Genomic DNA, 24,895 nt, shown 5'->3' on the forward strand with positions numbered 1-24,895 from the left:
ATCGAATTGACCTAGCCTGCCACAAAAACAGCACTGCGGAACATCCCCGGGCGATGCAGTTTTGTTAGGTCCCGTTACAACGGCTGGCGTCAAAATGACATTGGATGATAAGTCAACCATAATTCCTCAATGGATTTCCCTTATCTAGCTGCCGGTACGCCTGCCGATAACTGCGTAATGTGATTCGGCCTGTCTGCCTCACTCTGGCCATAAGTTGCATTGTCAATCAGGAGTCGAGAATTCCATGCCCAGCAATTTCGCAGAAGCCCCGTTTGGCGAGGCCTACGCCCCAGCCAATGCCGCTCGACGGGTAGCGGCCGTCGAAAGCCCGCTCATGAACGCGCGCAAACGAGCCGACAGGGCTTGCGCGCTGGTCAACTGGATTCTTCTGGCGGGCGCCTTGGGGATCGGCTTGCACTTCGACGCGCTCACGCCCGTGCTCGTCGTCGGGTTGCCGCTAGCGCTCGTTTCCACGGCGCTCGCGCTTGCGTTGCCGGGGCTCAAGATCACCAGAATGGGTTCCGCGCTCACCTTCATGGGCGGCGCGGCCCTACTGATCGACGTGGGAGGCGGGCAGGACGAGTTTCACTTCGTCGTGTTCATCCTGCTCTCGCTGCTGCTCGCCTATCGCGACGTGCAGGTGGTGCTGCTCGCTACCGGCTTCATCTCCATCCAGCAACTCGCGTTCAACTATTTTCAGGCTTGGGGCTGGCCGGTCAGGGTCTATTCGCAGACGGGCTTCGACGTCGTGGCGCAGCACTGGGCGTTTCTCTGGCTGCAAACCTTGTTCATCGCGGCGATTTCGGCGCGCCAGGAGCGCGACGCAAACATCGCGGGCGAACTCGCGGCCATGTCGGAGGGGATCGGCCAGGCCTCGGGTTACATCACGCTGGGCGAGCAAACGAGCCGGCCCGCGAGCGATGTGGCCGGGGCATTCCACGCCACGCTCGCTGCCGTGCGTAAAACGCTGCTGCAGGTGCGCGACAGCGTGAGTGAAGTTTCGGAGTCCGTAGCAGGAACCAGCGCGCGTAACGCCGTCCTTTCCGAGCGGACCGAGCAACAGCGCCATTCTCTGGAAGGCATGGTCGCGGCGATGGAGCAGCTCAAGCAAAGCGTGCATGAGAGCGTCGATCACGCAATGGCGGCGAGCGAGCTGGCGGGCTCCGCGAGCGAAGTCGCGACCCAGGGGCGCGGGGCGATCAAGGCGGTGATCGATACGATGGGCGACATTTATCGTTCGTGCGAACGCATTACCGACATCATCGGCGTGATCGACGGCATCGCGTTCCAGACCAACATTCTCGCGCTCAACGCGTCGGTCGAGGCCGCGCGCGCGGGCGATCAGGGGCGGGGATTCGGCGTGGTGGCGGAGGAGGTCCGCACGCTGGCCCAGCGCAGCGCCTCGGCTGCGAAGGAGATCCGGGCGCTGATCGGGGAGTCGGTCGAGCGCGCACGGACGGGCAACGGTCTCGTCGAAAGCGCGGGCAATACGGTGGGCGAGGTGCTCGAAAGCGTCACGCGTCTGTCGGCCATCGTTCACGAAATGGCGACGGCCACCGGCGCTCAGCGCGCGGGCATCGACCAGCTGGGCGAGAACATCGCCCACATCGACGCGGCGATACGAGAAAACGCGGCGCATGTCGCCGACACGGTGGAGCAGGTCGAGCAGCAGCATCGCCAGACGGCCTTGCTCGCCAGCGCGGTCAAGGTGTTCAGACTGGATTGAGCGGCGTCGCGACGCGTTTTCGGGGCGCGACCCGAAGAAGACCATTTTGTTACACCTCTTACGGCGCTTGGCCTCCGGCGTTACAAAGCCCTTTCACGTTGGCCGCTATACTCGGTTCCGTCTCAAAAACGTAAGAGAACAACTATGTCGAAGAAAATCATCCAGATGGTTGCCGTTGCTGCGCTGACTGCTGCAGCCTCGCTGCCGGCGCTCGCCGGCGATATGAACAACGCACTGGGTGGCGCGCTGGGCGGCGTCGCCGGCGCGGCTCTGGGCGGCGCCGTGGGCGGCAGCACCGGCGCGGTGATCGGCGGCGCGGTGGGCGGCGGCGCGGGTGGCGCAGTCACCTCGAATCGTCGCGAACGCACGGGCGCCATCATCGGCGGCGCGCTCGGCGGCGGCGCTGGCACTGCCGCGGGCAATGCCATGGGCGGCCGCACCGGCGGCCTGATCGGCGCGGCCGTGGGCGGCGGCGCGGGTTCGGCGCTCGGCGGCAATGTCTCGCGATCGAACTCGTACGCCGACGACTATTCGCGCGGCTATCACGGCAAGCACCACAAGCACCGTCACTACGACTAAGCACAGCTTGCCGGGCGCAACGGCTAAGCGCCGCTGCGCCTCGTCATTTCGCGCCGCTGTATCCCGCGGCGCTCGCCGGGCCGTTCTGGCCCGCGCGCAACTCCCTCCCTGCTTATGCTAGATCGCATCCGGGTGCCTGGCCGCGTTGGCTTCGTGCTGTTTGATTCGGTATGGCAGGCGATTTCCCCGGTATCGGTGAACGTCAATCCTGTCGCGGTTTGCGGCGCCACGAGCCATGTGGCAGTTCCTTGTGTCGCTCGGCCGCGGTGAGCGCGGCGCGCAGTTGCGTCTGGTTAAGCGGAATGCAATAGGCCGGTTTCGCGCGCTCGAAACGCCAGCTGTCGGCAAGCGAACCTGCGTCGAGCACATCGAAATCGAGCTGTGCGTGCAGCGCGGCCACGAGCGCCTTCGCCGCTTCGTCGTCTGCCGCGACGGGTAGCGCGCGCCGTCCGCCTTCAACAGGCGGCCGCTCTTCGCGCGGCAGGTCGTACGCAAGAATCGCACTGAACGCCTTGACCACCCGTGCGCCATTCAACTGCTGCGCAACGCGTTCGCTCGTCGCCTCGCGGTGTTCGTCGAACGCGGCAATGGCACCGTCGCGGGCCGGATAGTAATTCATGGTGTCGATGACGACTTTGCCGGCGAGCGATTTGACCGGTATCTCGCCAAGCGCGGCCAGAGGCAGCGCCGCGATCACGATTTCGCCGAACGCCGCGGCTTGCTCCAGCGTGCCGATTTCGCAGCCCAGCGCCGCCGCCTCTGCCGCGCGCACCTTCGGATCACGCGACGAGAGCATCACTTCATGCCCCGCCTGTGCGAGCAGTTTGCCCAGCGTCGAGCCGATCTCGCCCGCGCCGAGAATGCCGACAGCCAATCGATGTTCGTTCATGGGAAGCCCCGTGGTTTGCAATGGAGCCTCCAGCGTAGCGCCGAAACTGTCATGCGATAATCGGACACCCGGGTGAAACACTTGAAACGTGGGATTTCCAATCGTGGACAAATTGACCAGCATGACCGTGTTCGTGAAGACCGCCGAATCCGGATCGTTCACGGCGGCGGCACGCATGCTCGCGATGACGCCGCAGATGGCGGGCAAGCACGTCGACGCGCTGGAAAAGACGCTAGGCGTGCGGCTGCTGCAGCGCTCGACGCGCAAGCACGCGCTCACAGAGGCCGGCCGCGCCTATTTCGAAGCCTGCCGCCGTGTGCTCGAAGAGGCGGCCGCCGCGGAGGCCGTCGCGCTCGCGCAGACCGGCCACCCGCAAGGCACGCTGCGCGTGACGGCGCCCGTCTCGTTCGGCGCTTTCCGGCTTGCGCATGAAATCAAGGCTTTTCTCTCGGATTGCCCGGACGTGAAAGTCGATCTCGTGCTGAGCGATCGGCAATTCGACCTCTTGCAAGATGGTTTCGATGTCGCGTTTCGTATCGGCGCGCTGCCCGACTCGCAACTGGTCGCGCGGCCGCTCGCGCCCTATCGGCTCGTGCCGTGTGCCGCGCCGGCCTATCTCGCCGCGCACGGAACGCCGGCGCATCCGCGCGAACTCGCGCAGCACGTGTGCCTCGATTACGCATTCGACAGCTTTCCGGCGCCCCAAACGTGGATCTTCAAGGACGGCGACACGCAGATCGAAGTCGAGCCGCGCGGCCAACTGCGCAGCAACGACACCCGCGCGTTGGTCTCGGCGGCGGAGGCGGGAGTGGGATCGTGCTGGCGGGCGAGCCGAACCTCGCGCCTTCGGTGGCGGCGGGGCGGCTCGTGCCGCTGCTCGAGGCGTATGCCGCGCCGGTACGGCCCATGCATCTGCTTTACGCGGATCGCCGCGCGCAGGCTCCCAAGCAGCGCGCGTTCGTGGCGTGGGCGCTGGCGTGCTTTGGCGAAGCGGGCAGCGTCGCCGGCGCGCGGGCGCCCGCGTCCCCGCTCGTTCGTCGTTCGGCGCGCAAGCCGCGCACCGAACGCACATAGCGTGATTAGCTCTCGCTACGGAAGACGGCATTGAGCGTCGCGCCGGGGGCCGCGCCTTCGAAGCCGTCGAAACGCCCTTCGGTGAGCCGTTGCGCCGCGTGCATGAAGCCGCCCCATGCGGTGCGGGCGAGCGCGCCGCCCACGCTCACACGGCGCACGCCCAGCGCGGCGAGATCGTCGAGCGTGAAGGCCGACTTCGCGCCGATCAGCACGTTCACCGGCTTCGGCGCGACAGCGGTGACGACGGCCACGATCTGCTCGCGTGTCTGGATGCCGGGCGCATAGAGGCAATCCGCGCCTGCCTGCGCGTACGCCCGCAGGCGAGCGATGGCGTCGTCGAGATCGGGCACGCCCGCCACGAAGTTCTCCGCGCGGCCGACGAGGACGGTGTCGCCGCCGCGCGCGTCGATGGCGCGCCGCGCCGCCCGCATGCGCTCGACGGCGATCTCGATCGGCAGCAGCGGCGCTGCGTCGTCGCCAGTCGAATCTTCCACGGAAAGCCCGGCGACGCCGGTCTCGACGGCGAGGCCGACGCTTGCTTCGGCGCCTGCGGGATCGGCGCCAAAGCCGCTTTCGAAGTCGGCGTTCACGGGCAGGTCGGTTGCCGCGACGATCTCACGCAGGTGCGCGAGGATCGCGTCGCGCGGCAAGGTGTTGTCGGCGTGGCCGCGCGACCAGGCGAACCCGGAACTTGTAGTCGCGAGCGCCTTGAAGCCGAGACTCTGGAGATAACGCGCGCTGCCCACGTCCCACGGGTTCGGCAGCACGAAGCAACCGGCGGCGTGCAGCGCACGAAACTCGGCGCGTTTCTCGGCGATGGTGCGGGCGGGTCCTGACATGGCAAGTTTCCTCCTGGCTCGTGGGTGGGCGGCGGGGTGTCTGCGCAGGCGTGCGTATTCTCTGGCGCCCGTCACCGATTGTGACCGAATTCCTGGATTCCCGAATCGAACGGCGTTCGCCTGCGCCGCGATTTCGGTGAAGATAAGGATGGCGAATTAAATGAACGCCTACGAAGGCGATGGCATGCAAAGGCGCGAAACGAGGAAAAGAAGGGCGCAGCCGTTATGATATGCGTTCTTTTTATTTTGCCGCCCAGCCGCGATGTCCAAAACCAGCGCTCCGAGAGCCACGCCGCCCCGCATGTCCGATGTCGCCCGTCTCGCGGGCGTTTCGAAGATGACGGTGTCCCGCGTGATGGCAGGGCGCAGCGCGTCGGAGGCGACCCGCGAGCGCGTGCAGCGCGCCATCGACGAGCTGGGCTACGTGGCCGACGCGGCCGCCGGCGCGCTTTCCTCGGGACGCTCGTCGTTCGTCGCCGTGCTCGTGCCGTCGCTTTCCAGCTCCAACTTCTCGGACACTGTGAGCGGCCTGACCGCCGTGCTCGAACCGCAAGGGCTCGAACTGCTGATCGGCGACACCGACTACTTCCTCGATCGCGAGGAGCGTCTCGTACGCCAGATGCTGCGCCATCAGCCGCGCTGCATCGCGCTCACGGGCGCGCAGCATACGGACGCCACGCGCACGCTGCTGCAGCGCTCGGGCGTACCGGTCGTCGAAATGTGGGACCTGCCGACGGAGCCGATCGACATGGCCGTGGGCTTTTCCAACGTGAGCGCCGCGCGCGAGATGGTGCGCTATCTCGCGGACAAAGGTCATCGCCGCATCGGCTTTCTTGGCGGCGCGGGCGACCTGGACCGGCGCGGCCTCGACCGGCTCAAGGGCTTTCAGATGGAGATGAAGGCGCTCGGGCTCGAAAGGCACCGCGTCGTGCAACTCGGCGACTCCCCGGTCACGATGAGCCACGGCGCACCCGCCATGGCGGAACTGCTCGAGCGCTGGCCCGACACACAGGCCGTGATGTGCGTGAGCGACATGTCGGCGTTCGGCGCGATCATGGAGTGCCAGCGGCGCGGCCTCAGCGTGCCCCGCGATATGGCGGTTGCCGGCTTCGGTAACTTCGAGATCGCGGCGTGCTGCCATCCGGCGATCACCACGATCTCGGTCGATGCCTACGGCATTGGTCAGCGCACCGGCGAGGCGATTGTCGCGGCCCTCGCGGCAGCGGACGGCTCGAGTGCGCCGCATCCCTTGAAGACACGCATCCAGTACGCCGTCATGCCGCGCGAGAGCGCTTGAGCACGCGACGCGAGCGTGCTCAAGCGCTCGCGTCGTTAAAGTCCCTTGGCGATGCGCTGCGCCATCTCGACCACCGCGATGGCGAGCCGTTTTTCGCGCCGCGCGTCCAGCCGCTCCAGCGGCAGGCTCGCGCTGACCGCCACACGCTTGCCGAGCGCCGTCACGCCGACGAACGCCGCGAAGCACGCGATGCCCGCCGTCACTTCTTCCCGCTCGTGCGCGAGGCCCGAGCGCCGTATCGCCGCGAGCGCCGCAATGAGGTCCTGCTTGCGCGTGATGGTGTTGGCCGTTACAGCGGGCAGCTGGCGCGGCAGGATGGCGTTGACCTCATCATCGGAAAGACTGGCGAGCAGCGCCTTGCCCAGCGCGCTGCAGTGCGCGGGCAGCCGCGAGCCGAGATCGGAGACGAGACGCACGGGTCGCGCGGGGTCCTCGCGCGCGAGATACACGACCTCCGCGCCGTCCAGCACCGCAAGCTGAACCACTTCGTTATGCGTCGCGACGAAAACGGTCGCTTCCTGGCGGAATACTTCCTGGAGCCGATCGTGCCGCACGTAAGCGCTACCCAGCTCGAACAACGTGAGACCGACGATATAGCCGTCGGCGCGCTTTTCGATCCAGCGGCGGCGCTCGAGCGAGTCGAGCATCAGGTAGAGCGTGCTGCGCGAGAGGCCGGTGGCCTGCGCGATTGCCGCCGCGCGCATCGGGCCTTGAGCGTGCGCGAGCACGTCGAGAATATCGTGTATGCGCCGGAGCGCCGGGACTTCGTAGGGTGAGGACATGGAGCTGCGTGCCGGGTTTGCCGGCAAAAGGTCATCCAACAGGCTGGAAATACTAACACCACGTTGGATGCGCGCATGAGCGCATCGACATTTCTCAGCGGCATCGTTCCTTGGTATCGTTGCACACACGCATCAACGGGAACGGTTTGAACGCCATGGCGCGCGAGGCGCGCCGCATGTTCGGGAGAGTTGCGAAAGATGAAGTATTCGAATCTGGTCGAGCGGTTGCAGGGCCGTCGCACGACAGCGTGGGAGATCCATCACGCGGCGGTGCAGGCCGCTGCGCGTGGCGAGGACGTGATCGTGCTGAGCGTGGGCGACCCCGACTTCGGCACGCCCGCGCCCATCGTCGAGCGCGCCGTGGCCGCGCTGCGCGAAGGCGATACGCACTACTCGGCCATCATGGGCCGCGAGCCGCTGCGCGAAGCAATTGCTCGCGAGCATACGCAGCAAAGCGGGCGCGTGGTCGGGGCGCACAACGTGATTCTCTGCGCGGGCGCGCAGAACGGCTTGTTCGCATCGTCGCTCTGTTTGCTGGAGGTCGGCGACGAAGTGCTCGTGCCCGAGCCGATGTACCTGACCTACGAGGCCGCGATCCGCGCGTCGGGCGCAACGCTCGTGCCGGTGCCCGTCGATCCCGAAAACGGTTTTCATCTCGACTGTGACGCGCTCGATGCAGCCGTCACGCCGCGCACGCGCGCGATCTTCTTCGCGACGCCGTGCAACCCCACCGGCGCGGTGATGCCGCGCGCGCACCTCGAACGCGTCGCGCAACTGGCGAAGCGGCACGACCTGTGGGTGCTCTCCGACGAGGTCTACGCCGACCTCACGTTCGAGCGCGAGCACGTCAGCATCGCCGCGCTCGACGGCATGGCGGAGCGCACGGTCACGCTCGGCAGTCTCTCGAAGTCGCATGCCATGCCGGGCTGGCGCCTCGGCTGGGTGATCGCGCCGGAAACGATGATTGCGCATCTGGCGCGGCTCGCGCTCTGCATGCTCTACGGGTTGCCCGGTTTCATCCAGGAGGCGGCGATCACGGCGCTCGACAACCGCGCGCAGATCGTCGCCGAAATGCGCGAGATCTATCGCCGCCGGCGCGACATCGTCTACTCGCGGCTGGCGGGCGTGCCGGGGCTCGAGTGCCTGTTGCCGGAAGCGGGCATGTTCATGATGATCGACATCCGCGGCACAGGCCTCGACACGCACGCGTTCACCTGGCAGCTGTTCGAAGCGCAGAAGGTTTCCGTGCTCGACGCGAGCGCGTTCGGAGAGACTGCAAACGGCTATGTGCGGCTGGGTTTCGTCGTGGACGAAGCGAGGCTCGTCGAGGCCTGCGAGCGGATCGCGGCGTTTGTCCGGGAGCTCGCCGCAGCCGCGACGCGCTAGCGGGTCTTTCGCCGGGCGCGCAGCAAACGCGGGCAAGCTCAGCGTTCGCCGTCGAAAAGATCGTTGAGCATCTCGTCGAAAGCGGCCTGGGCGTCTTCCAGTTCCTGGAGCGCCATGTCGAAGGTCTGCAGTGCGAACTGCGACGGCTTGCCGTCGCCTTCCGGCGGAAACTGCGATTGCAGCGAGGTGAACGCCGACTTGACGCGCTGGGTCGCGGTCAGGACGCGCTCCATGGCGGCGGCTTCTTCGGCTCGTGCCTGTTCTGGGGTCATCGAAAGCTCCGTTATTGCGTGAATGGGTTGGGTGCGTTCAGGGCAGGGGCAGTCCGCCCTCGGCCTTCACTTCGCGCAGCGACAGCGCCGATTCGACCGAGGTGACACCGGGCAAGCTGCGCAGCTGGTCGCGCATGAAGGTGCCATAGTCGTCGAGATCGCGGGCCACCACCTGCAAAATATAGTCCGCCGTGCCGGATACGTTGTGGCACGACAGAATGCGCTCGATCGCCAGCACCTCGCGCTCGAAGCGGTCGGCGAGCGCGCGGTCGTGCACGGCGAAGCGCACCGAGACGAATCCCACCACGCCATAGCCGAGCGCGCGGCGCGACAGCACGGCCCGGTAACGCTCGATATAGCCCTCCTGCTCGAGGCGTTTGAGGCGCCGCGCGCACGGCGTTTCGCTCAGGCCCACCGTTTCGGCGAGGCGTGCGTTCGGCATGCGCCCATCGGTTTGCAGCGCGCCGAGGATCGCCCGGTCGAGTTTGTCGAGGTCGCTCATGATGGCTGGGGAATTCTGGTGCAGATTCCGAAATCTTAGCGCATTCCACCAATATTTGGCGAAAGTGGTATGAAAATCGCCAGAAATCGCTCTGCGTGTAGCGGCAAGATAGAGCCTCTTTCACGCGAGCCCACCATGATTTCCGCCCACCTCCTGTTGATGTTCATTCTCGCGCTGATTATCGTCTGCGCGCTGCCCGGCGCCGACATGGCGCTCGTGATGCAGACCAGCATGAGCCGCGGCACGCGCAGCGGCTTCGCGGCGGCCTGCGGCCTGGGGCTCGCGCGCGCGACCCACGTGACCCTGTCGGCCTGCGGGCTCGCGGCCTTGCTACGCAACGCGCCGTGGCTTTATGAAGTCGTGCGCTACGTGGGGGCAGCGTATCTCACGTGGATCGCCGTGCAGATCTTCCGCGCGCCGGCATTCGCGATGCCCGAACACGAGGGCGGGGCGGTGGCGCGGCCGCGCCGCGCCGATTTCGCCAAGGGCCTGCTCACGAACCTGCTGAACCCCAAGGCGTTACTGTTCTGCTCGGTGCTGCTGCCGCAGTTCATCCGACCGGAGGCGGGCTCGGTCTGGCTGCAGGTGTCGGTGCTGGGCGTGCTGCTGGTTGCCGTGTGCGCGCTCTTCGACGTGATCTATGTGCTGGGCGCCGCGCGCATCGCGGTGTGGCTGCGCGGCAATCCGCTCGCGCAGACGGTCCAGAAGTGGGCGTTTTCGTCCGCGTTGATCGGCTTCGCGCTGCGGCTTTCGCTCGATTGAAGCCGCCGCCGGCAAAGGCGGTTGCAAGAAGGCGTGCGGCGCGCGAGGCGCCGCACGCTTTTTTTATTGCTCGTGTTTCGCGGCGCGCGTTAGCGCCCGCCAAGATAGTCGAGCTTGCCGAGTTCCACGCCGTTGTGACGCAGGATGTCGTAGGCCGTGGTGACATGGAAGAAGAAGTTGGGCAGCACGAAGCCCAGCAGATAGCTCTGGCCCGTGAACTCGATCGGGCCACTGCGCATCTTGAGCGTAATGCTGCGCGCTTCCGTGCCGTCGATCTGCTCCGGCTTGAACGTGTTCAGATACTCGATGGTCTTCTGGATACGGGCGTGCAATTCGTCGAAGGTGACCTCGACGTCCTCGAATTTCGGGGCCTCCACACCGGCGAGGCGCGCCGCGCAGCCCTTTGCGGTGTCGGTGGCGATGTGGATCTGACGCATGAGCGGCAGCATGTCGGGGAAGAGCCGCGCGCCCGTCAGCACGGAGGGGTCGATCTGCTTTTCCGCCGCGTGCGCCTGCGCCTTGCCGATGATGTTTTGCAGATTGGTGAGGCCGCGGACGAGCACGGGCACCGATGCTTGATACATGGAAATGGACATGGGGTTTCCTCGTTTCTTCGAATGCGCGCGATACGCTCCGCTTTGGAGCTGACCGGGCGGCCCATTATGCGCTATCGCGTCGCGCGCTGCCATCGGCCAAATGGCCAGCATGAGCGCGACGGCCAGGCATCTGGGCGGGCGCATGGATTACCTGGGATTACAGAGCAAAAATTCCTTGTCAAACCTCGAGGTTGCGAGCGCTTTCGGCGAGGCGCTGGGGGCTGGCGCGCGATGTGCGGAACAGCATGCCCACGGGCCGATGTGCGCAATTGCCCTGACAATATTTGATTGTGGTTTAATAGCCCGGCACCAACCATCCATTGCGCATCGTGCTGCACGATGCGATCAACCATGAACGCAGAAAAGGCAGCAATACGCCGCATCGCGCGCCGCATGGCAGAAGGCAGTGTTTGTCGCACTGGCGTGTCGCACTGGCGCGCGCGAGTGTTGCGTGTCTCGCTGCTGGCGCTCGCGACTGGCAGCGCGGCACAGTCCGCATTCGCGCAGGATCCTCGGCTACTCGATACGCGCGTCACACAGGAATCGGTGACGGACACGATCTGCCGTCCGGGCTACGCCGACACCGTGGCGCCGCCGTTCGACGAGACCATGGCACTGAAGGATCGCATGCTCGCGGCGCGCGGCATCGACGCCGACGACGGTGTGGGCTACGCGCTCGACCGGCACGTGCCGATCGTCCTCGGCGGGTCGCCGGACGCCACCGCCAACTTCGACCTCATCCCATGGGGCGGCCACGCCGGCGAGCGCCGCAAGTCGCTGCTCACGGTGCGCCTGAAGCGTTGCGTGTGCGCGGGGCGCATGACGCTGGCCCAGGCGCAGGCCGCGATCACCGGCAACTGGGTGCACCAGTACGATCGCCTCACCCGCATGGACTGCGGCGGGTCGGCAGACGAAACGACCTCGGCAAGCCGCGACGACGGGTCCTGAAGCGCAGTTTCGCGCGCACTTTTCCTCCCTCGGGCACGCTGATTGCGGCCAGAGCACACATGGGCAGCAGACAATCGGGCGGCAACGGTTAGCCATCTGGCGCCAGACAATATGCCGCAGCGCACCGCTCAGCAAATGCGACTATGCTGACATTCATCAACAACAGGGAGTCACAACAATGCTTACGTCCAGCCTTTTATTGCTTGGCGTCGCTGCCGTGCTGGGCCAGGTGGCGTGGACCCGTGCTCGCGCTCGTGCGAGCCTGCAGCCCGTGCGCGTACGCGCGACGCAACCGCGCCGGTTCCGCTAAACGCTGCACGTCGGGTCCGAAAATCCCGCGAGGTAGGCCGTCATGCATCTGACCGTCTGGAATGTTCCCGAAACCTGCAGCGAGCAGGACGTGCGCAGCTTTTTCGAGCGCGAACTCGGCAAGTACGCCAAGGGCATTACCGTTTATGACGCGGGCACGCCCAACGCGCACGCGGACGTCGAACTCGATTCCGAAGTGCCCTACGTGGCCGATGCCGTGGCGCGCGAGCTTCAATCCCGTCGCCTCGCAGGCGTTGCGCTGAGGGTGAGCGCGCCGCCGTTCGAAGACGAAGAGCCGCCGCAACGCAACTGAGCCGTTCGCGCCGCGCTTCAGCGGCCGTCGTCGGCGCGGTCGTACGGTGTATAGGGCAACGCCCGCTTGTGGCGCGTCGACTCGTAAAAGCGAAAGATCGTCTCGTACGTGCGTTCGCTCACCGGTTTACCTTCCAGAAAGTCGTCGATCTCGTCGTAGCCGATCCCGTAGGCGTCTTCGTCAGGATGCAGCGGGCGCAACGTTTCCAGATCCGCAGTTGGCGTTTTCTCCACCAGCGTGGCCGGGACGCCCAGCGCCCGCGCGAGCGCGCGCACGCGGCGCTTGTTCAGGCCCGCGAGCGGCAGCACGTCGGCGCCGCCGTCGCCGAACTTCGTGAAAAAGCCCATTAGCGATTCCGCCGCGTGATCCGTGCCGATCACCAGTCCCGCTCGCGCGCCGGCCACCGCGTACTGCGCGATCATCCGCTCGCGCGCCTTGATGTTGCCGTGGAGCTTGTCCTGCTCGCTTCCGTCGGCGAAGGCGAGGCCGCTTGCCGCGAGCGAGGCGAGCATCGCGTCGGCGGCGGGGCGCATGTCGACGGTCAGAATTTCGTCCGCCGCGATGAAGGCGAGCGCGGCGGCGGCGTCCGCTTCGTCGCGCTGGGTGCCGTAGGGCAGACGCATCGCGATGAAACGTGCCGACGTCTGGCCCTGCGCGCGCAGGCTTTCCACGCTCAGTTGCGCGAGGCGCCCCGCCGTCGCGGAGTCGATGCCGCCGCTGATGCCCAGCACGAGCGTGTGCAGCCCGCTCGCCAGGAGGCGCTGCCCGAGAAAGCACACGCGCTGCTCGATTTCGGCATGTGCGTCGAAGTGTGCGGCGACGTTCAGCTCGGCGATGATGCGGTGCTGGCGGGCGAGGCGATCGGCTTCCGGGTTGGCGTCCGATTGGGGGAGCATGAGCGGTTCCTCAAATTGGCTGCGCACGCGACATACGCGCGCAGTCTGCGTTGTCTGGTCTAATGTCGGGTGGTCGTGGCGCTGTCAGCGACGCCGCATGGCACGGCGCCCGACGTATCCGACTTCAGACAAGACGCACAATCGGCCGGACTCACGATGAACGACAATTTTTCGCGGCGCATGGGCGCTCGCGTACGCGGTGGCGTCCGGGGCGACGCCCCGAAACTTCCCCATCATAGAACGCGGTGGTTGGGCGCGCCGGCGCGCCGCGCAATAGCGACCGTACTCTGCACCTTGTCTTGGGCTTCGTGGGCGGCAAGCGCCGCTTACGCCTCCGATGCCGAGACGGCTTCCGGCGCTCACGTTACCTCTGGCACCGTGCGCAGCGCGCCGGCGCAGTCGGCGTCGAAGCCGGCCGCTTCGGGCGCATCCGTTGCATCGGCTGCTTCGGGCGCGCCGGCGGCTCGGCCGGTTGCCACAGCGGCGTCGGCAGCTTCCGCTGCTTCCACGCCCGAGCCTGTTTCGGCGGCCTCGGGCGTTTCGAGTGCGTCTGCCGCTTCGTCGGCACAGCCGGCTTCCGCGGCCTCGGCCGCGTTGGCCGCTTCCGCGCCTCCCGCGCTGGTGCTGCCCGTTCACCGGATGCTCACGCCGGAGGAAGCCGCAGAGGAAACCCGCGGCGCGCTCGAAATGCGCAAGCGCTTCGCGCGCGACGTCAACCGGCGGCTGCATGTGCCGCTGGCCGAGCAGCGCGCCTACGGCCAGCGCCTGCAGGCTGCGCTCGATGAGAAGAACCTCGGCGCGCTGGCGGGCGAGTTCGTCATCCTCGTCGATCGCAGCGCGAATGTGCAGGCGCTCTTCATCTACTTCCGCGCGATGCCCGACGAGCCGTGGCTCATGATCGGCGCGTCGCCGGTCGCGACGGGACGCCCCGGCGAGTACGACCACTTCCTCACGCCGCTCGGCGTGTTCGAGCACACGCCGCTGAACATGGACTTCCGCGCGGAAGGCACCATGAACCAGAACAACATCCGCGGCTATGGCCGGCGCGACATGCGCATCTATGACTTCGGCTGGGTGGACGGCGAACGCGGCTGGGGCAAGGGCGGTTATTCGCAGATGCGCTTCCAGATGCACGCCACCGACCCCGACCGCCTCGAGCCGCTGCTCGGCATCCGCCACTCGAAGGGCTGCGTGCGGATACCCGCGACGCTCAACGCGTTCATCGACCACTACGGCATCATCGACGCCGAATACCAGGCGCTGGTCGATGCGGGCAAGTCGCTCTGGGTGCTCCACTCGGACCGCGAGATCACACCGTGGGCGGGACGCTTCGTCGTCGTGGTCGATTCGGAGCGCAAGACGCGTCCGGCGTGGTCGCCCGCACCCGGCGGCAAGGCGCGTGCGAAGGTGCCGGCCGGCGCCGACACCGCTGACTAAGCGTGTCATCCGGGCGGTCGCGCCAGCGCATGCGCTACGCGCGCCGCGCGAGCAGCACGCCCGCTAGCGCGACGCCGAAGCCCGCCATTTGCACGGGCGTGAGCGTTTCGCCGAACAGCAGCCAGCTTTCGAGCGCCGCAAGCGGCGGCGCGAGAAAGAGCAGCGCCGTGGCGCGGGCGGCGTCGCCGTGGCGCACCATCCATACGAGCAGCGTCACGCCCACGCCCGAGAGCATCGCGATGCCCCACGCCAGCGAGAACCACAGGGTCGGCGTGGCGATCCAGCGCGTCTCGCCGAGCACGAGCGCGAGCACGGCGGCGACGATCGCCGCGCCCAGATTCTGCACGGCGCTCGCGCTGCGGATGTCGGCTTGCGCGAGCGACGTCTTCTGATAGAGCGTTCCCGCCGTGATCGATCCGACCGATACCACCGCGACCACCACCACGAGCAGCGGATTCGCATGAGCGTGCATGGGCGCGGTCGCGGCAGCGGCGTCCGCGATCGCGCCGCCGCCTGCGTGCATCGCGGCATACAGCTTCGGGCTCAGCACGAGCACGACGCCGGCGAGGCCGAGCGACATGCCGGTCCAGCGCAGCGGCGGCAGGCGCTCGCCGAACGTGCGTGCCGCGATGGCGGCCGTCAGGAGCGGCTGGAGCGCGCCGAGGAGCGCCATCACGCCCGCGCTCAAACCTTGCGCGACCGCCCAGTAGCCCGCGCCCAGATAGACGCCCTGCAGGAGCGCGCCGGCGAAGAGATGCTTGCCGATTTCGCGTCCGCGCGGCCAGGGCGCGCGCATGACCAGCGCGACGATCGTGAACAGCGCCGCCGTGCCTGTGAAGCGCGCGAGCAGGAACAGGTTGGGATCGGCGTAGGGCGCAATGGCGCGCGCGACGACGAAACCCGTCGACCACAGGAAGACGAAAAGGGTGGGTGCGAAGGTGGCGAGCATCGGTGTCGAAGTGGACGCGCGCTGACGCTGCGCGCGCAGAGAAACACGAAAGGCTCGGAGTATCGCGCAACGTGCGGGTGGCGGTCTTGTTCAGGACTGCACTGGCCCGGGCTGGCGCCGCTAGATGATTAGAATGCAACTAACTGCCTAGCCCGTGCCACGCCAGCCAATGCAAACGACGTCAAGGCGGAAACCCTAGCGGCCGCTAGCTTCCAAACAATACCGCGGTCACGCCGATCAAGCCGCCGCAGACCGCACAGGCGAGCAGCAGCGCGCGCGTGCGCCGATGCTCGCGGCGCCAGGCATCGAGCAAGGCGGCCTGCTGCGCGGCCTGTCCCGCGGCGGGACCGTGTCCGCCCTTCGCTTGATGCTCGAGGAAGCGGAACACCATCTGCGGCACGCGCGGGGCGATTTGCGCAAGATGGGGCAATTCCTGCGAGAGTCGCCGGATCCAGCCCTGGTGGCCGAGATCTCGCCGCGCGATGTCGGCGAGCGTGTGCCGTGCGATGCCCCACGCGTCGACGCCCGGATGAATCGAGCGGGCCAGCTGCTCGGCCTGGCCGAACGCGCGCTGCGCTGCCACGAGGCGCGGCGAGACTTCGCCTCCGAACGGCTGCACCGAATGCAGCAGGTGATGGAACAGCGCACCCGCGCTGCGCTCGTCGGTGTCGCTCGCGAAATGCGCTTCGCTGCGCGTGCGCAATTCGGCCTCGATCTGCTCGGTGCGTGCATGCGTGGGCACATGACCGGCCACGTGATGCAGCGTGGCGAGCCGGCCGTAGTCCTGTTCGAACAACGCGGTCGCACCGTGCACGAAGAATTCGCGTTCAGGCGAAGAAAGGCTCGTCATCAACGCCGCACCCGCGAGCACGAGGCGGCCGCGCGTCTCGGGTTCGACGCTCACCGCGACCCGGCTGGCGTCGAGGGCCGCATGGAAGAACCCGTGCTCGAACGCCTGGCGCGTGACCACTTCGATCAGATGGGCCGCCACCTGCGTGACTTTGATGTGGTGTTCGGCAAGCCCGGCGATGTCGGTCGCGCGCACGGTGTCGATGTGCTGCACCGCGATCGTCTGGGGGGTGCAGAGGTCCCAGATCACGTCCGGCACGACGATGCGCGGATCGTCGCCAAGCTGGTGGCCGCTCTGGCTCAGGTTCGCGGCCTGGGCGCGCAGGTCGAAGCGGTGCTGCAGGTCGTTGCGCAGCGCCTGCGCGAGCGTGTGCAACTGCAGCTTGCGCGCGGCGCGCGAAAAGCGCTCTATCCAGCGGGCCACGGCGCCCAGGAGCGCGGCGTCGTCGTCGACTTCCTGAACCTGTTTGGCGCGCAGCACGCGCAGCGTGATCGTCTGGTGGCCGTTCACCGGCAGCGCGAGCCGCGCGATGTGCGTCTGCTCGCACCAGCCGTTATGGGCCGGCTTGGGGTCGATCCACGTGAACACCGTTTGGGGCGGCTTGCCGAGCGCGGCGCGCAGCGTGGTATCGAGCGCCTCGCCCGCGAGGGGCTCTTCGAAATGCTCGATGGCGTCGATCGCGTCGTGCAAGGTCGCGCCCGCGAGTTCGGGGCGTGTGGCGAGCGTTTGCGCGAAGGCCGCGGCAAGCGGCGCGAGACGCGGCAGCGAACCGTGCAGGCGCGAGGCAAGGCGCGGGTCGCCGTGCAGGTTCGAGGCGAGCGTGAGGAACCAGTGCAGCTTGTGATGCTCGGGCGCGGCGAGCCAGATCAGCCTGAAGCCATAACGCAGTGCACAAAACAGCAGACGCAATTGACGAAGTCGTGAACGCATGAATTTCAAGGGTCATCGCGTGAGCGCGCGGTCCCCACGAGATTAGCAGGGATGGGGACGCGATGGCAGGGCAGTCTCGTTCTGCGCATGCGTAATACAATACGGCGGCTTTTCCGCATTCACGTCGGACTCACATCATTCCCAGCGTTATTTTCACGCACTACCCGCGCCCACCGAGATGCTCGCAGAACAACGTCACCAATACATCCTCTCGCAAGTGAACCGGACAGGCGCGCTTTCCGTGGCGGATCTCGTGCGCGAACTGCGCGTCTCGCGCGAGACGATCCGGCGCGACCTCAATACGCTCGCAGAGCGAGGGCTGCTCGTCACGACCCACGGCGGCGCGCTCTCGAGCGACCGCCGGGAGCCCGATCTCGACGTGCGCGAAGCCGCCAACGCGAGCGCCAAGCGCGCAATCGGCGAACGTGCGGCGGAGTTCGTGCCCGACGGCGCCTCGGTCATCATCGATTCGGGCAGCACCACGCATGCGCTCGCGCGCGCGCTCACGGACCGCCATCGGCTCACGGTGTATACCAACGACTGGCGCATCGCGCTGTTGCTCGGCCGCCGCAACGAGAACCGCGTCACGCTGCTGGGCGGCGAGCTGTCCGACCACGAGGAAGCCACCTTCGGCCTCGACACCGTGCAGCAGCTTGCCCAATACCACGCCGATTTCGCGTTCGTCGGCGCGGGCGGCATCACCGCCGACGGCTGGCTCACCGACTACTCGCGCATGGTCGCCGAGGTACGCAGCCGCATGCTCGCGGCCACGGCCTGCGCGATCGTCGTCGCCGACCATTCGAAATTCGGGCGCGTCACGCCCGTGCGCATCAACGGCTTCGAGCAGGCGCGCTACGTCATCACCGAGCTTGCGCCCGAAAAGAGCATCGCGCGCGCGATTACGGCGCGTGGGCCCGAACTCGTCATCGCCTGACTCTCCCTGCGGCGCGGCGCGGCGCGCGCTGCGCTTGCCCGTCTACACGCCTGCATGGCTGCCGTCAGCACCTTCCCGGCAAAATCAGCACGCCTATGTGGCTTGTCGAATATTGGCGAATTGTGGAATTTTTTGACAAACGCCACAATCGTCATGCGCGTGTCATCAAAACCTGTGATTCTTGCGGGGCCCGTCCAGATGGGCCGGTCAGCGAGGCGAGCGGCAATTCCGCGGCTTCGCCCGGCCGGTCGGTTCAGGTGGAAAGTGTCGGATTGTAGACAATCTGCAATCCGCGATACGAGACCACCGCGGGGCGGGCAATGACAGGCGGCGCAGTCCGCCGAAGTTCGGATTGTTCAGCTCAGTTCGATCCATTCAACAAACGCATCGGGTATCCCGAGCACCTGGTTTTGCCTTCGGAGAGTGACATGAACCACACGAATTCCCATCGCGCGGGTTTTGCACGCAAGCTGCTGCCGATCGCGGCCGCCGCGGCGCTTCTGGGCGCAGCCGCGAGCGCGCATGCCGCCGACGCCGTCGTGCTGTACACGGCCGACGGCCTCGAAAATCTCTACAAGGACGTGCTGCCGGCCTTCGAGAAGAAGGAAGGCGTCAAGGTCAACATCGTCACGGCGGGCAGCGGCGAAGTGGTGAACCGCGCGAACGTCGAGAAGGACTCGCCGAAGGCCGACGTGATCGTCACGCTGCCGCCGTTCATCCAGACGGCGCAGCAGGGCGGCCTGCTCCAGCCGTACCAGAGCGTGAACTACAAGAACGTGCCGACGATCGCGAAGGCGACCGACGGTTCGTGGGCGACGTTCGTGAACAACTACTTCTCGTTCGCGATCAATCCCGATGTCGTGAAGAACGAGCCGAAGACGTTTGCTGACCTGCTGCACCCGGACTACTCGGGCAAGGTCGCGTACTCGAACCCGGCCACGGCTGGCGACGGCATGGCCGTGATCATCCTCACGACCTCGCTGATGGGCGAAGACAAGGCGTTCGACTACCTCAAGAAGCTCGAGCAGAGCGCGAAGTTCCACACCAAGGGCACGGGCTACCTCGACGTGCTGCTCTCGCGCAACGAAATCGCGGTGGCCAACGGCGACCTGCAGATGGATCTCGACGACGCAGCCAACGGCGGCCTCTCGCTCAAGCCGATTTTCCTCTCGGCCGACGCTGGCGGTCATCCCACGACGTTCCAGCTGCCGTACGCCATCGGCCTGATCAAGAACGGCCCGAACCAGGCTGAAGGCAAGAAGCTGATCGACTACCTGATGTCGACGGACGTGCAGTCGAAGGTGCCGGACATCTTCGGTATTCCGGGCCGCACCGACGTGGCGCTCACGGGCAAGAACGGCGAAGCCGTCAAGCAGGCCATCCAGGGCGTGAAGCTGATCCCGGTGGACTGGAATCAGGTGATGGCGAAGAAGGCCGACTGGACGACGCGCTGGAAGACCGAAGTGATCGGCTCGTCGGGCAAGCAGCTCGAAGTCGTGAAGCCGAAGTAAGCAGCCGCAATTTGTAATTTTGTATGGGATGGGACCTGGTGCTTCAGCGCCAGGTCCCATCGGCAGCTTTGCATAGGACCAGAGTCAGGCGCTTTGCATGGGACCAGAGTAAGCGCTAAAGCGCCAACTCCGGTCGACAGTTAAAGCGCCCACTCTGGTCGATAGGAGATGAACCCGGTGAATACCGCAAGCCTCGCGCCGGCCGGCATGGCCCGCGCGCTGCCGGATGTGTCCGGACTGACTGACGCCACGGACGCCTCCGGCGCTGTGGGCGTGCAGATCGACCACCTGAGCGTGCGCTTCGGCGCGCGTACTGTCCTCGACGATCTGTCGCTCACGATCCGACGCGGCGAACTGTTGACCGTGCTGGGCCGCAGCGGCTGCGGCAAGACGACCTTGCTGCGTTTCATCGCGGGGTTCATCGAAGCCGACGGACTCGCGGGCACGCTCACCGTGGCGGGCCACGATCTGACCCATGTGCCGCCGCATCAGCGCAACCTGGGTTTGCTGTTCCAAAGCTATGCGCTCTTTCCGCATCTCTCGGTGTTCGAGAACGTCGCGTTCGGGTTGAAGGCGCGCCGCGTACCGTCGCGCGACATCGCGCGGCGCGTGGCCGACGCGCTCAAGCTCGTGCAGCTCGGCGACGCGGGGCACATCATGCCCGCGCAGCTCTCGGGCGGCATGCAGCAGCGCGTGGCGCTCGCGCGTGCGCTCGTGATCGAGCCGGACGTGCTCCTGCTCGACGAGCCGCTCTCGGCGCTCGACGCCAATCTGCGCGCCTCGGTGCGCTCCGAATTGAAGGCGCTGCACGAGCGGCTGCCCGACCTGACGATCGTCTGTGTGACGCACGATCAGGACGACGCGCTCGTGCTCTCCGACCGTACGCTGCTCATGCGCGATGGCCACATCGCGCAGCTGGGCACGCCGCAGGAACTCTACGACACGCCCAACGACGCCTACGTGGCCCGTTATCTGGGCGCGGCGAACCTGCTGCCACCGAACGTCGCGTTCCCGGTGGGCGATGCGCGTCACGGCGTGCGCGACAAGCTCGCATGCCTGCGTCCCGAAAGCCTGCGCATCGTGCCGCTCGGCGAAGGCTCGCTGCACGGCACGATCGAATCGGTCGAGTGGTATGGCTCGGTGCTGTCGGTGCCGGTGCTGCTCGACGCGATGCCGAACGAACCGGTGCTCGTCACCATGCAGCGCGGCCACGGCATGACGCCGGCGAAAGGCATGCGTGTGTCCCTGCGTTACGAGGCTGACGATGTCGTCCTTATCAACCCCTGATTCCGCCCAGGCTCTGCCCGGCGCCGATGCGCACGCGGCCGCCGTGCGCCGCCGCGAACGGCGTGCGCAATGGCATATCGCGTTTCTGCTCGTGTTCGTGCTCGGGCCGCTGGTCGTCTATCCGCTCGTGCGGCTCGTGCTGCTGAGTCTTTCTGGCGCGCATGGCTTGAGCTTCCACGCGTACGAGACGTTCTTCGGCAATCCCGATTCGCGCGGCGTGATCGCCACGACGCTGTGGATCCTGTTCCTGAGTGCGGGTCTGGCTTCCGTGCTGGGTGTCGCGCTCGCCGCGCTGCTGTTCTTCAAACCGTTTCCGGGCGCACAGCTCGTCACGCGTTTTCTGGAACTGTTCGTGGCGTTCCCGTCGTTTCTCGTCGCGTTCACGCTGATCTTTCTGTACGGCTCGCAGGGCTCCGTGAGCATCGGGCTGCAACGGCTCTTTCATTTGCAGGCACCCCCGCTCGACTTCCTGTTCGGCATCGGCGGGGTGGTACTCGCGGAAGTGGTGTTCTACGCGCCGTTCGTCGTGCGCCCGACGCTCGCCGCGTTCGCGCTGCTCGACATGCGCCTGATCGAAGCCGCACGCAGTCTCGGTGCGAACAGCCGCATGGTCGCCCTGCGCGTGATCCTGCCGCTCGCTTGGCCGGGTATCGCGGCGGGCACGATCCTGTGTTTTCTGCTGACGTTCAACGAGTTCGGCATTCTGCTCGTGCTCGGCAGCGCGCACCTCATCACGCTGCCGGTGGCGATCTACAGTTCGGCCACGGTCGACCTCGATCTGCCGACGGCCGCCGCAGGCGCCGTGGTCATGCTCGCGATGTCGCTTTCCCTGTATGCGCTGTATCGGCGCGTGAATCGACGCAGTCATGGAGGCGCGCGCAATGTCAACTAATCCCGTCGCCGGTTCCGACCGTATCGCGCTGCCGCCCAAGCATCTTCGCGCGCAGCCCGTCGAGCGCAGCCTCTTCTCGCGCATTGCCAGCGCGACACTGCTTGGCTTCGCGGCGCTGCTGTGCTTCTGGCTCTTCGTGTTGCCGGTGATCGTCGTCGCGCTGTCGAGCGTCGCGTCGCACTGGTCGGGCACGATCTTGCCCGACGGTTTCAGCACGCGCTGGTTCGAGCGCCTCGGCTCTACAGACTTCGATGCGCTCGCAACGAGTCTCGAAGTCGGCTTCGGCGTGGCGGTGCTCGGCACGGCACTGGGTCTGTGGCTCGCACTCGCGCTCGAAGGGCGCGACCGGCGCGGTCTGGGCGCGGTCGTCGACACGCTCGCGATGGTGCCCAACGGCGTGCCGAGCGTGGTGCTCGGCCTCGCAGTGTTGATCGCCTATCACAAGGCGCCTGTGGATCTGTCGAGTTCTGCTGCGATCGTCGTGTTCGTGCAGCTGGCTCTGGTGCTGCCGTTTTGCTATCGATGCGCTTCGGCCGCGCTGCGTCCCGAGCTGACCGTGCTGCGCGAAGCGGCAGCGAGTCTCGGTGCGCCGCCTTCGATGGTGCTGCGCCGCGTGGTGCTGCCGCAGCTCGTGCCGGCCATCCGCGCGAGTCTCGCGCTGGGCTTCGCGCTGTCGCTGGGCGAACTGGGCGCGACGCTCACGGTGTATCCGCCGGGGTTTGCGACGGTGCCGATCGTCGTGGTGGGCGCAGTCGAGCGCGGTTATTACCTGCCGGCATCGGCACTATCACTGGTCTTGTTGCTCGTCTCGCTGGGGGCGCTGCTGCTGATCGCGGCGCGTGTGCCGCGCCGGCGAGCGGACTGAGCGGATGGATGCCATGCGGTTCGATGCGCCGCAGGCGCGCAACAGACGGCCAAGGCAGGGCATGCAAGATCCGATGAGCGATGAGCGTGCGAGTAGCGGCAACGCGGGCGATCCTGAGGCGTTGTCCGACATGACGCCGCTTGCCATGGTGCGCCAGCATTCGCTGACTGCCCTGGTGCGCGACGAGATCGAGCGACGCATCGCGGCGGGCGTGCTCGCACCCGGCGACAAACTCAACGAAGCCGACTGGGCGGCACGCCTCGCCGTCTCGCGCGGGCCGGTGCGCGAAGCGTTTCGCGCGCTGGAGCAGGCAGGTCTCGTGCGCAACGAGAAACATCGCGGTGTGTTCGTGCGCAGTGTCGGCGCGGCTGAGGCTCAGGAACTGGGCGTAGTGTGCGCAGCGTTGCGCGAAGCGGCATGCCGGATGCTGGCGCCGCGCATCGACGCGACGCAGGTCGCGGAGTTGCGCGAGCATCTCAACGCGATGCGCGACGCGGTGGTCGCCGAGAAGGGTGAGGCGTTTCTGCAAGCGCGCGACGCGTTTCGCGCGTCGCTCTTGGCAGCGGCGGGCAACGCCAGGCTGCGCGAGACCTATGAGCGGACCGTGAGCGAATTGCGGCTCTCTTCGCAGCGTGCAGCACCGACGCACAGCGCAATGGATGCATCGTATGCGGGGCATCGGGCGCTGTTGAGCGCGCTCGCATCGCGCGACGCCGACGAATCGGCCAGGCGCATGCGCGAGTCCTGCGGCGACTGAGAGCGGAAGGAACGATGGACGGCGCTCAGGTGTGGGCCGTCGCCGAATTCACGTCATAGAGGAGTTGAAGAAGATGGCACTGAGCCTCGCGGATATTCGTGGGCTGTTCGAGACGTATGGTGCGTTGGCCTATAGCGGCGAACCGGTCACGCAACTCGAACACGCGCTGCAAAGCGGTGCGCTGGCAGAAGAAGATGGCGCGACCGAAGAACTGACCGCCGCGGCATTCCTGCATGATCTGGGTCACCTGCTCAATCGTCAGGGCGAAACGCCGACCGAACGCGGCATCGACGATCTGCACCAGTACTATGCGTTGCCGTTCCTGCGGCCCGTGTTGCCCGATAGCGTGCTGGAACCGATCCGCCTGCATGTGGATGCGAAGCGCTACCTCTGTGCCGTCGATGAAGCGTATTTCGGCTGCCTTTCCGCAGACTCGGTGCGCAGCCTCGAACTGCAGGGTGGCATCTTCAATGAAGATGAGGCGCGCGATTTCGCTGCACGCCCCCACGCCGAAGACGCGGTGCGCCTGCGCCGCTGGGACGATCTCGCGAAGGTGGCGGGCAAACCGACGCCGGATCTCGACCACTATTTACAGCTCGTCGAACGCGTCATGCAACGCCACGTTTGAGGCGATTGCGCTCCCGCGCTTTTCCGATTTTCACGCGAGTCAAAAAACCGCTTGCAAGATGTCATCTGCGTGACTAAAATTCCGGTCTTTCGCGCTTTCGATGAAGGCGCGGGGAGACGGGAAGCCTGGGGCGAAAGCCTTGTGGTGGCTGGGTCTGCGGGTGATTCGAAGTTGAGCGGCAGGTTGAACGAAGTAAAAAAACCTGTTGACAGATCGCCGGGCAGTCTTCATAATCTCGTTTCTCTGCTGCTGACGCAGCAACGCAGAAAGAAGCCGGTAGTTGAGCAGTTTTAACGGCAACTTCGCGATCGATCTTTAAAAATTTACAGCCGATAAGTGTGGGCGCTTGATGCGGTGGCGACCCGGCCTCGTTCTTCGGAATGAAGCCGGGAGCAGCAAAAGTATCAAGAGTCTCACACTAAAGTAAGTCAGGTTTTTGAATTTATTCAGAAAACCTGTCAGCTTTGAGTGAGCGACCGGTCTCGAGAGAGACCGAAAACAGTAACAGGTATTGAACTGAAGAGTTTGATCCTGGCTCAGATTGAACGCTGGCGGCATGCCTTACACATGCAAGTCGAACGGCAGCGCGGGAGCAATCCTGGCGGCGAGTGGCGAACGGGTGAGTAATACATCGGAACATGTCCAGTAGTGGGGGATAGCCCGGCGAAAGCCGGATTAATACCGC

26 protein-coding genes and 1 rRNA gene are annotated in these 24,895 nt (G+C 66.2%); 18 read left to right on the forward strand and 9 right to left on the reverse strand.

What is annotated here, in order from left to right; translation table 11 throughout:
• Window positions 1–244: 244 nt before the first annotated feature.
• A complete protein-coding gene (locus BFD71_RS03230) occupies window positions 245–1,726 on the forward strand; it encodes a methyl-accepting chemotaxis protein (RefSeq protein WP_083245010.1) in 1,482 nt (493 codons plus the stop codon).
• Window positions 1,727–1,870: 144 nt separating this feature from the next.
• Window positions 1,871–2,305, forward strand: coding sequence for a hypothetical protein (locus BFD71_RS03235; protein WP_069261799.1), 435 nt, complete (start codon window positions 1,871–1,873; stop codon window positions 2,303–2,305).
• Window positions 2,306–2,507: 202 nt separating this feature from the next.
• Here BFD71_RS03235 and BFD71_RS03240 read toward each other — a convergent pair whose 3' ends face one another.
• Window positions 2,508–3,194, reverse strand: coding sequence for an NADPH-dependent F420 reductase (locus tag BFD71_RS03240; protein ID WP_256094460.1), 687 nt, complete (start codon window positions 3,192–3,194; stop codon window positions 2,508–2,510).
• Window positions 3,195–3,297: 103 nt separating this feature from the next.
• Here BFD71_RS03240 and BFD71_RS03245 point away from each other — a divergent pair, with 103 nt between their 5' ends.
• Entirely contained in the window at window positions 3,298–4,302 is a 1,005-nt protein-coding gene (locus BFD71_RS03245; RefSeq protein WP_218108641.1) for a LysR substrate-binding domain-containing protein, read from the forward strand.
• On the opposite strand, the gene BFD71_RS03250 is transcribed toward BFD71_RS03245, so the two are convergent.
• Complete coding sequence (locus BFD71_RS03250; RefSeq protein ID WP_069261802.1) at window positions 4,274–5,107, reverse strand: isocitrate lyase/PEP mutase family protein; 834 nt, start codon at window positions 5,105–5,107, stop codon at window positions 4,274–4,276. The two genes, BFD71_RS03245 and BFD71_RS03250, sit on opposite strands and share 29 nt — an antisense overlap.
• A 301-nt stretch (window positions 5,108–5,408) precedes the next feature.
• Here BFD71_RS03250 and BFD71_RS03255 point away from each other — a divergent pair, with 301 nt between their 5' ends.
• Window positions 5,409–6,404 (forward strand): LacI family DNA-binding transcriptional regulator, encoded by a 996-nt coding sequence (locus BFD71_RS03255; protein WP_069261803.1) that lies wholly within the window; start codon window positions 5,409–5,411, stop codon window positions 6,402–6,404.
• A gap of 35 nt (window positions 6,405–6,439) precedes the next feature.
• Here the strand turns inward: BFD71_RS03255 and BFD71_RS03260 are convergent, their stop codons facing one another.
• The gene (locus BFD71_RS03260) at window positions 6,440–7,186 is read right to left on the reverse strand and encodes an IclR family transcriptional regulator (protein WP_069261804.1); all 747 of its coding nucleotides are present in this window, start codon (window positions 7,184–7,186) and stop codon (window positions 6,440–6,442) included.
• Window positions 7,187–7,384: 198 nt separating this feature from the next.
• On the opposite strand from BFD71_RS03260, the gene BFD71_RS03265 reads away from it, so the two are divergent.
• On the forward strand, window positions 7,385–8,572 hold the full coding sequence (locus tag BFD71_RS03265) for a pyridoxal phosphate-dependent aminotransferase (protein ID WP_069261805.1): 1,188 nt from the start codon (window positions 7,385–7,387) through the stop codon (window positions 8,570–8,572).
• Between the two features lie 38 nt (window positions 8,573–8,610).
• Here the strand turns inward: BFD71_RS03265 and BFD71_RS03270 are convergent, their stop codons facing one another.
• Window positions 8,611–8,844, reverse strand: coding sequence for a hypothetical protein (locus tag BFD71_RS03270; RefSeq protein WP_069261806.1), 234 nt, complete (start codon window positions 8,842–8,844; stop codon window positions 8,611–8,613).
• 37 nt (window positions 8,845–8,881) lie between these two features.
• Window positions 8,882–9,346 (reverse strand): Lrp/AsnC family transcriptional regulator, encoded by a 465-nt coding sequence (locus tag BFD71_RS03275; RefSeq protein ID WP_069261807.1) that lies wholly within the window; start codon window positions 9,344–9,346, stop codon window positions 8,882–8,884.
• A gap of 135 nt (window positions 9,347–9,481) precedes the next feature.
• Between BFD71_RS03275 and BFD71_RS03280 the strand changes: the two genes are divergently transcribed.
• Window positions 9,482–10,108: a LysE family translocator gene (locus BFD71_RS03280; RefSeq protein ID WP_069261808.1), complete on the forward strand. Its 627-nt coding sequence runs from the start codon at window positions 9,482–9,484 to the stop codon at window positions 10,106–10,108.
• 89 nt (window positions 10,109–10,197) lie between these two features.
• Here the strand turns inward: BFD71_RS03280 and BFD71_RS03285 are convergent, their stop codons facing one another.
• Window positions 10,198–10,704 carry a DUF1993 domain-containing protein gene (locus BFD71_RS03285; protein ID WP_069261809.1) on the reverse strand — a complete coding sequence of 169 codons (507 nt, stop codon included), beginning with the start codon at window positions 10,702–10,704 and terminating at the stop codon, window positions 10,198–10,200.
• A gap of 351 nt (window positions 10,705–11,055) precedes the next feature.
• On the opposite strand from BFD71_RS03285, the gene BFD71_RS03290 reads away from it, so the two are divergent.
• Together BFD71_RS03290 and BFD71_RS03295 are read left to right on the forward strand one after the other, a co-directional pair.
• Window positions 11,056–11,652 (forward strand): hypothetical protein, encoded by a 597-nt coding sequence (locus BFD71_RS03290; RefSeq protein ID WP_256094461.1) that lies wholly within the window; start codon window positions 11,056–11,058, stop codon window positions 11,650–11,652.
• A gap of 352 nt (window positions 11,653–12,004) precedes the next feature.
• A complete protein-coding gene (locus BFD71_RS03295) occupies window positions 12,005–12,274 on the forward strand; it encodes an RNA-binding protein (protein ID WP_069261810.1) in 270 nt (89 codons plus the stop codon).
• 17 nt (window positions 12,275–12,291) lie between these two features.
• On the opposite strand, the gene nadE is transcribed toward BFD71_RS03295, so the two are convergent.
• Window positions 12,292–13,170, reverse strand: a complete 879-nt coding sequence (gene nadE, locus BFD71_RS03300) for an ammonia-dependent NAD(+) synthetase (RefSeq protein ID WP_069261811.1) — start codon at window positions 13,168–13,170, stop codon at window positions 12,292–12,294.
• Between the two features lie 180 nt (window positions 13,171–13,350).
• Between nadE and BFD71_RS03305 the strand changes: the two genes are divergently transcribed.
• Complete coding sequence (locus BFD71_RS03305) at window positions 13,351–14,607, forward strand: L,D-transpeptidase (RefSeq protein WP_370684241.1); 1,257 nt, start codon at window positions 13,351–13,353, stop codon at window positions 14,605–14,607.
• 34 nt (window positions 14,608–14,641) lie between these two features.
• Here the strand turns inward: BFD71_RS03305 and BFD71_RS03310 are convergent, their stop codons facing one another.
• Both BFD71_RS03310 and BFD71_RS03315 read right to left on the reverse strand, forming a co-directional pair.
• Window positions 14,642–15,556, reverse strand: coding sequence for a DMT family transporter (locus BFD71_RS03310; RefSeq protein WP_069261813.1), 915 nt, complete (start codon window positions 15,554–15,556; stop codon window positions 14,642–14,644).
• 205 nt (window positions 15,557–15,761) lie between these two features.
• Window positions 15,762–17,336 carry an ABC1 kinase family protein gene (locus tag BFD71_RS03315; RefSeq protein ID WP_069261814.1) on the reverse strand — a complete coding sequence of 525 codons (1,575 nt, stop codon included), beginning with the start codon at window positions 17,334–17,336 and terminating at the stop codon, window positions 15,762–15,764.
• Between the two features lie 178 nt (window positions 17,337–17,514).
• Between BFD71_RS03315 and BFD71_RS03320 the strand changes: the two genes are divergently transcribed.
• The 9 genes from BFD71_RS03320 to BFD71_RS03355 all read left to right on the forward strand — a co-directional run.
• Window positions 17,515–18,270, forward strand: coding sequence for a DeoR/GlpR family DNA-binding transcription regulator (locus BFD71_RS03320; RefSeq protein WP_069261815.1), 756 nt, complete (start codon window positions 17,515–17,517; stop codon window positions 18,268–18,270).
• Window positions 18,271–18,698: 428 nt separating this feature from the next.
• Complete coding sequence (gene phnS / locus BFD71_RS03325; protein WP_069261816.1) at window positions 18,699–19,781, forward strand: 2-aminoethylphosphonate ABC transporter substrate-binding protein; 1,083 nt, start codon at window positions 18,699–18,701, stop codon at window positions 19,779–19,781.
• Between the two features lie 177 nt (window positions 19,782–19,958).
• The gene (gene phnT / locus BFD71_RS03330) at window positions 19,959–21,068 is read left to right on the forward strand and encodes a 2-aminoethylphosphonate ABC transport system ATP-binding subunit PhnT (RefSeq protein WP_069261894.1); all 1,110 of its coding nucleotides are present in this window, start codon (window positions 19,959–19,961) and stop codon (window positions 21,066–21,068) included.
• A complete protein-coding gene (locus BFD71_RS03335) occupies window positions 21,046–21,960 on the forward strand; it encodes a 2-aminoethylphosphonate ABC transporter permease subunit (RefSeq protein ID WP_069261817.1) in 915 nt (304 codons plus the stop codon). The genes phnT and BFD71_RS03335 overlap by 23 nt, the downstream gene beginning before the upstream one ends.
• On the forward strand, window positions 21,950–22,825 hold the full coding sequence (phnV, locus tag BFD71_RS03340) for a 2-aminoethylphosphonate ABC transport system, membrane component PhnV (protein WP_069261818.1): 876 nt from the start codon (window positions 21,950–21,952) through the stop codon (window positions 22,823–22,825). Before BFD71_RS03335 ends, phnV begins: the two co-directional genes overlap by 11 nt.
• 130 nt (window positions 22,826–22,955) lie before the next feature.
• A complete protein-coding gene (locus BFD71_RS03345) occupies window positions 22,956–23,582 on the forward strand; it encodes a GntR family transcriptional regulator (protein WP_256094476.1) in 627 nt (208 codons plus the stop codon).
• Between the two features lie 73 nt (window positions 23,583–23,655).
• Window positions 23,656–24,210, forward strand: a complete 555-nt coding sequence (locus BFD71_RS03350) for a phosphonate degradation HD-domain oxygenase (protein WP_069261820.1) — start codon at window positions 23,656–23,658, stop codon at window positions 24,208–24,210.
• Window positions 24,211–24,279: 69 nt separating this feature from the next.
• Complete coding sequence (locus BFD71_RS40260) at window positions 24,280–24,504, forward strand: hypothetical protein (protein WP_141710548.1); 225 nt, start codon at window positions 24,280–24,282, stop codon at window positions 24,502–24,504.
• Between the two features lie 219 nt (window positions 24,505–24,723).
• Window positions 24,724–24,895, forward strand: a 16S ribosomal RNA gene (locus BFD71_RS03355); the annotation flags it as partial.

Source organism: Paraburkholderia nodosa, from assembly GCF_001718195.1.
Lineage (GTDB): Bacteria > Pseudomonadota > Gammaproteobacteria > Burkholderiales > Burkholderiaceae > Paraburkholderia > Paraburkholderia nodosa_A.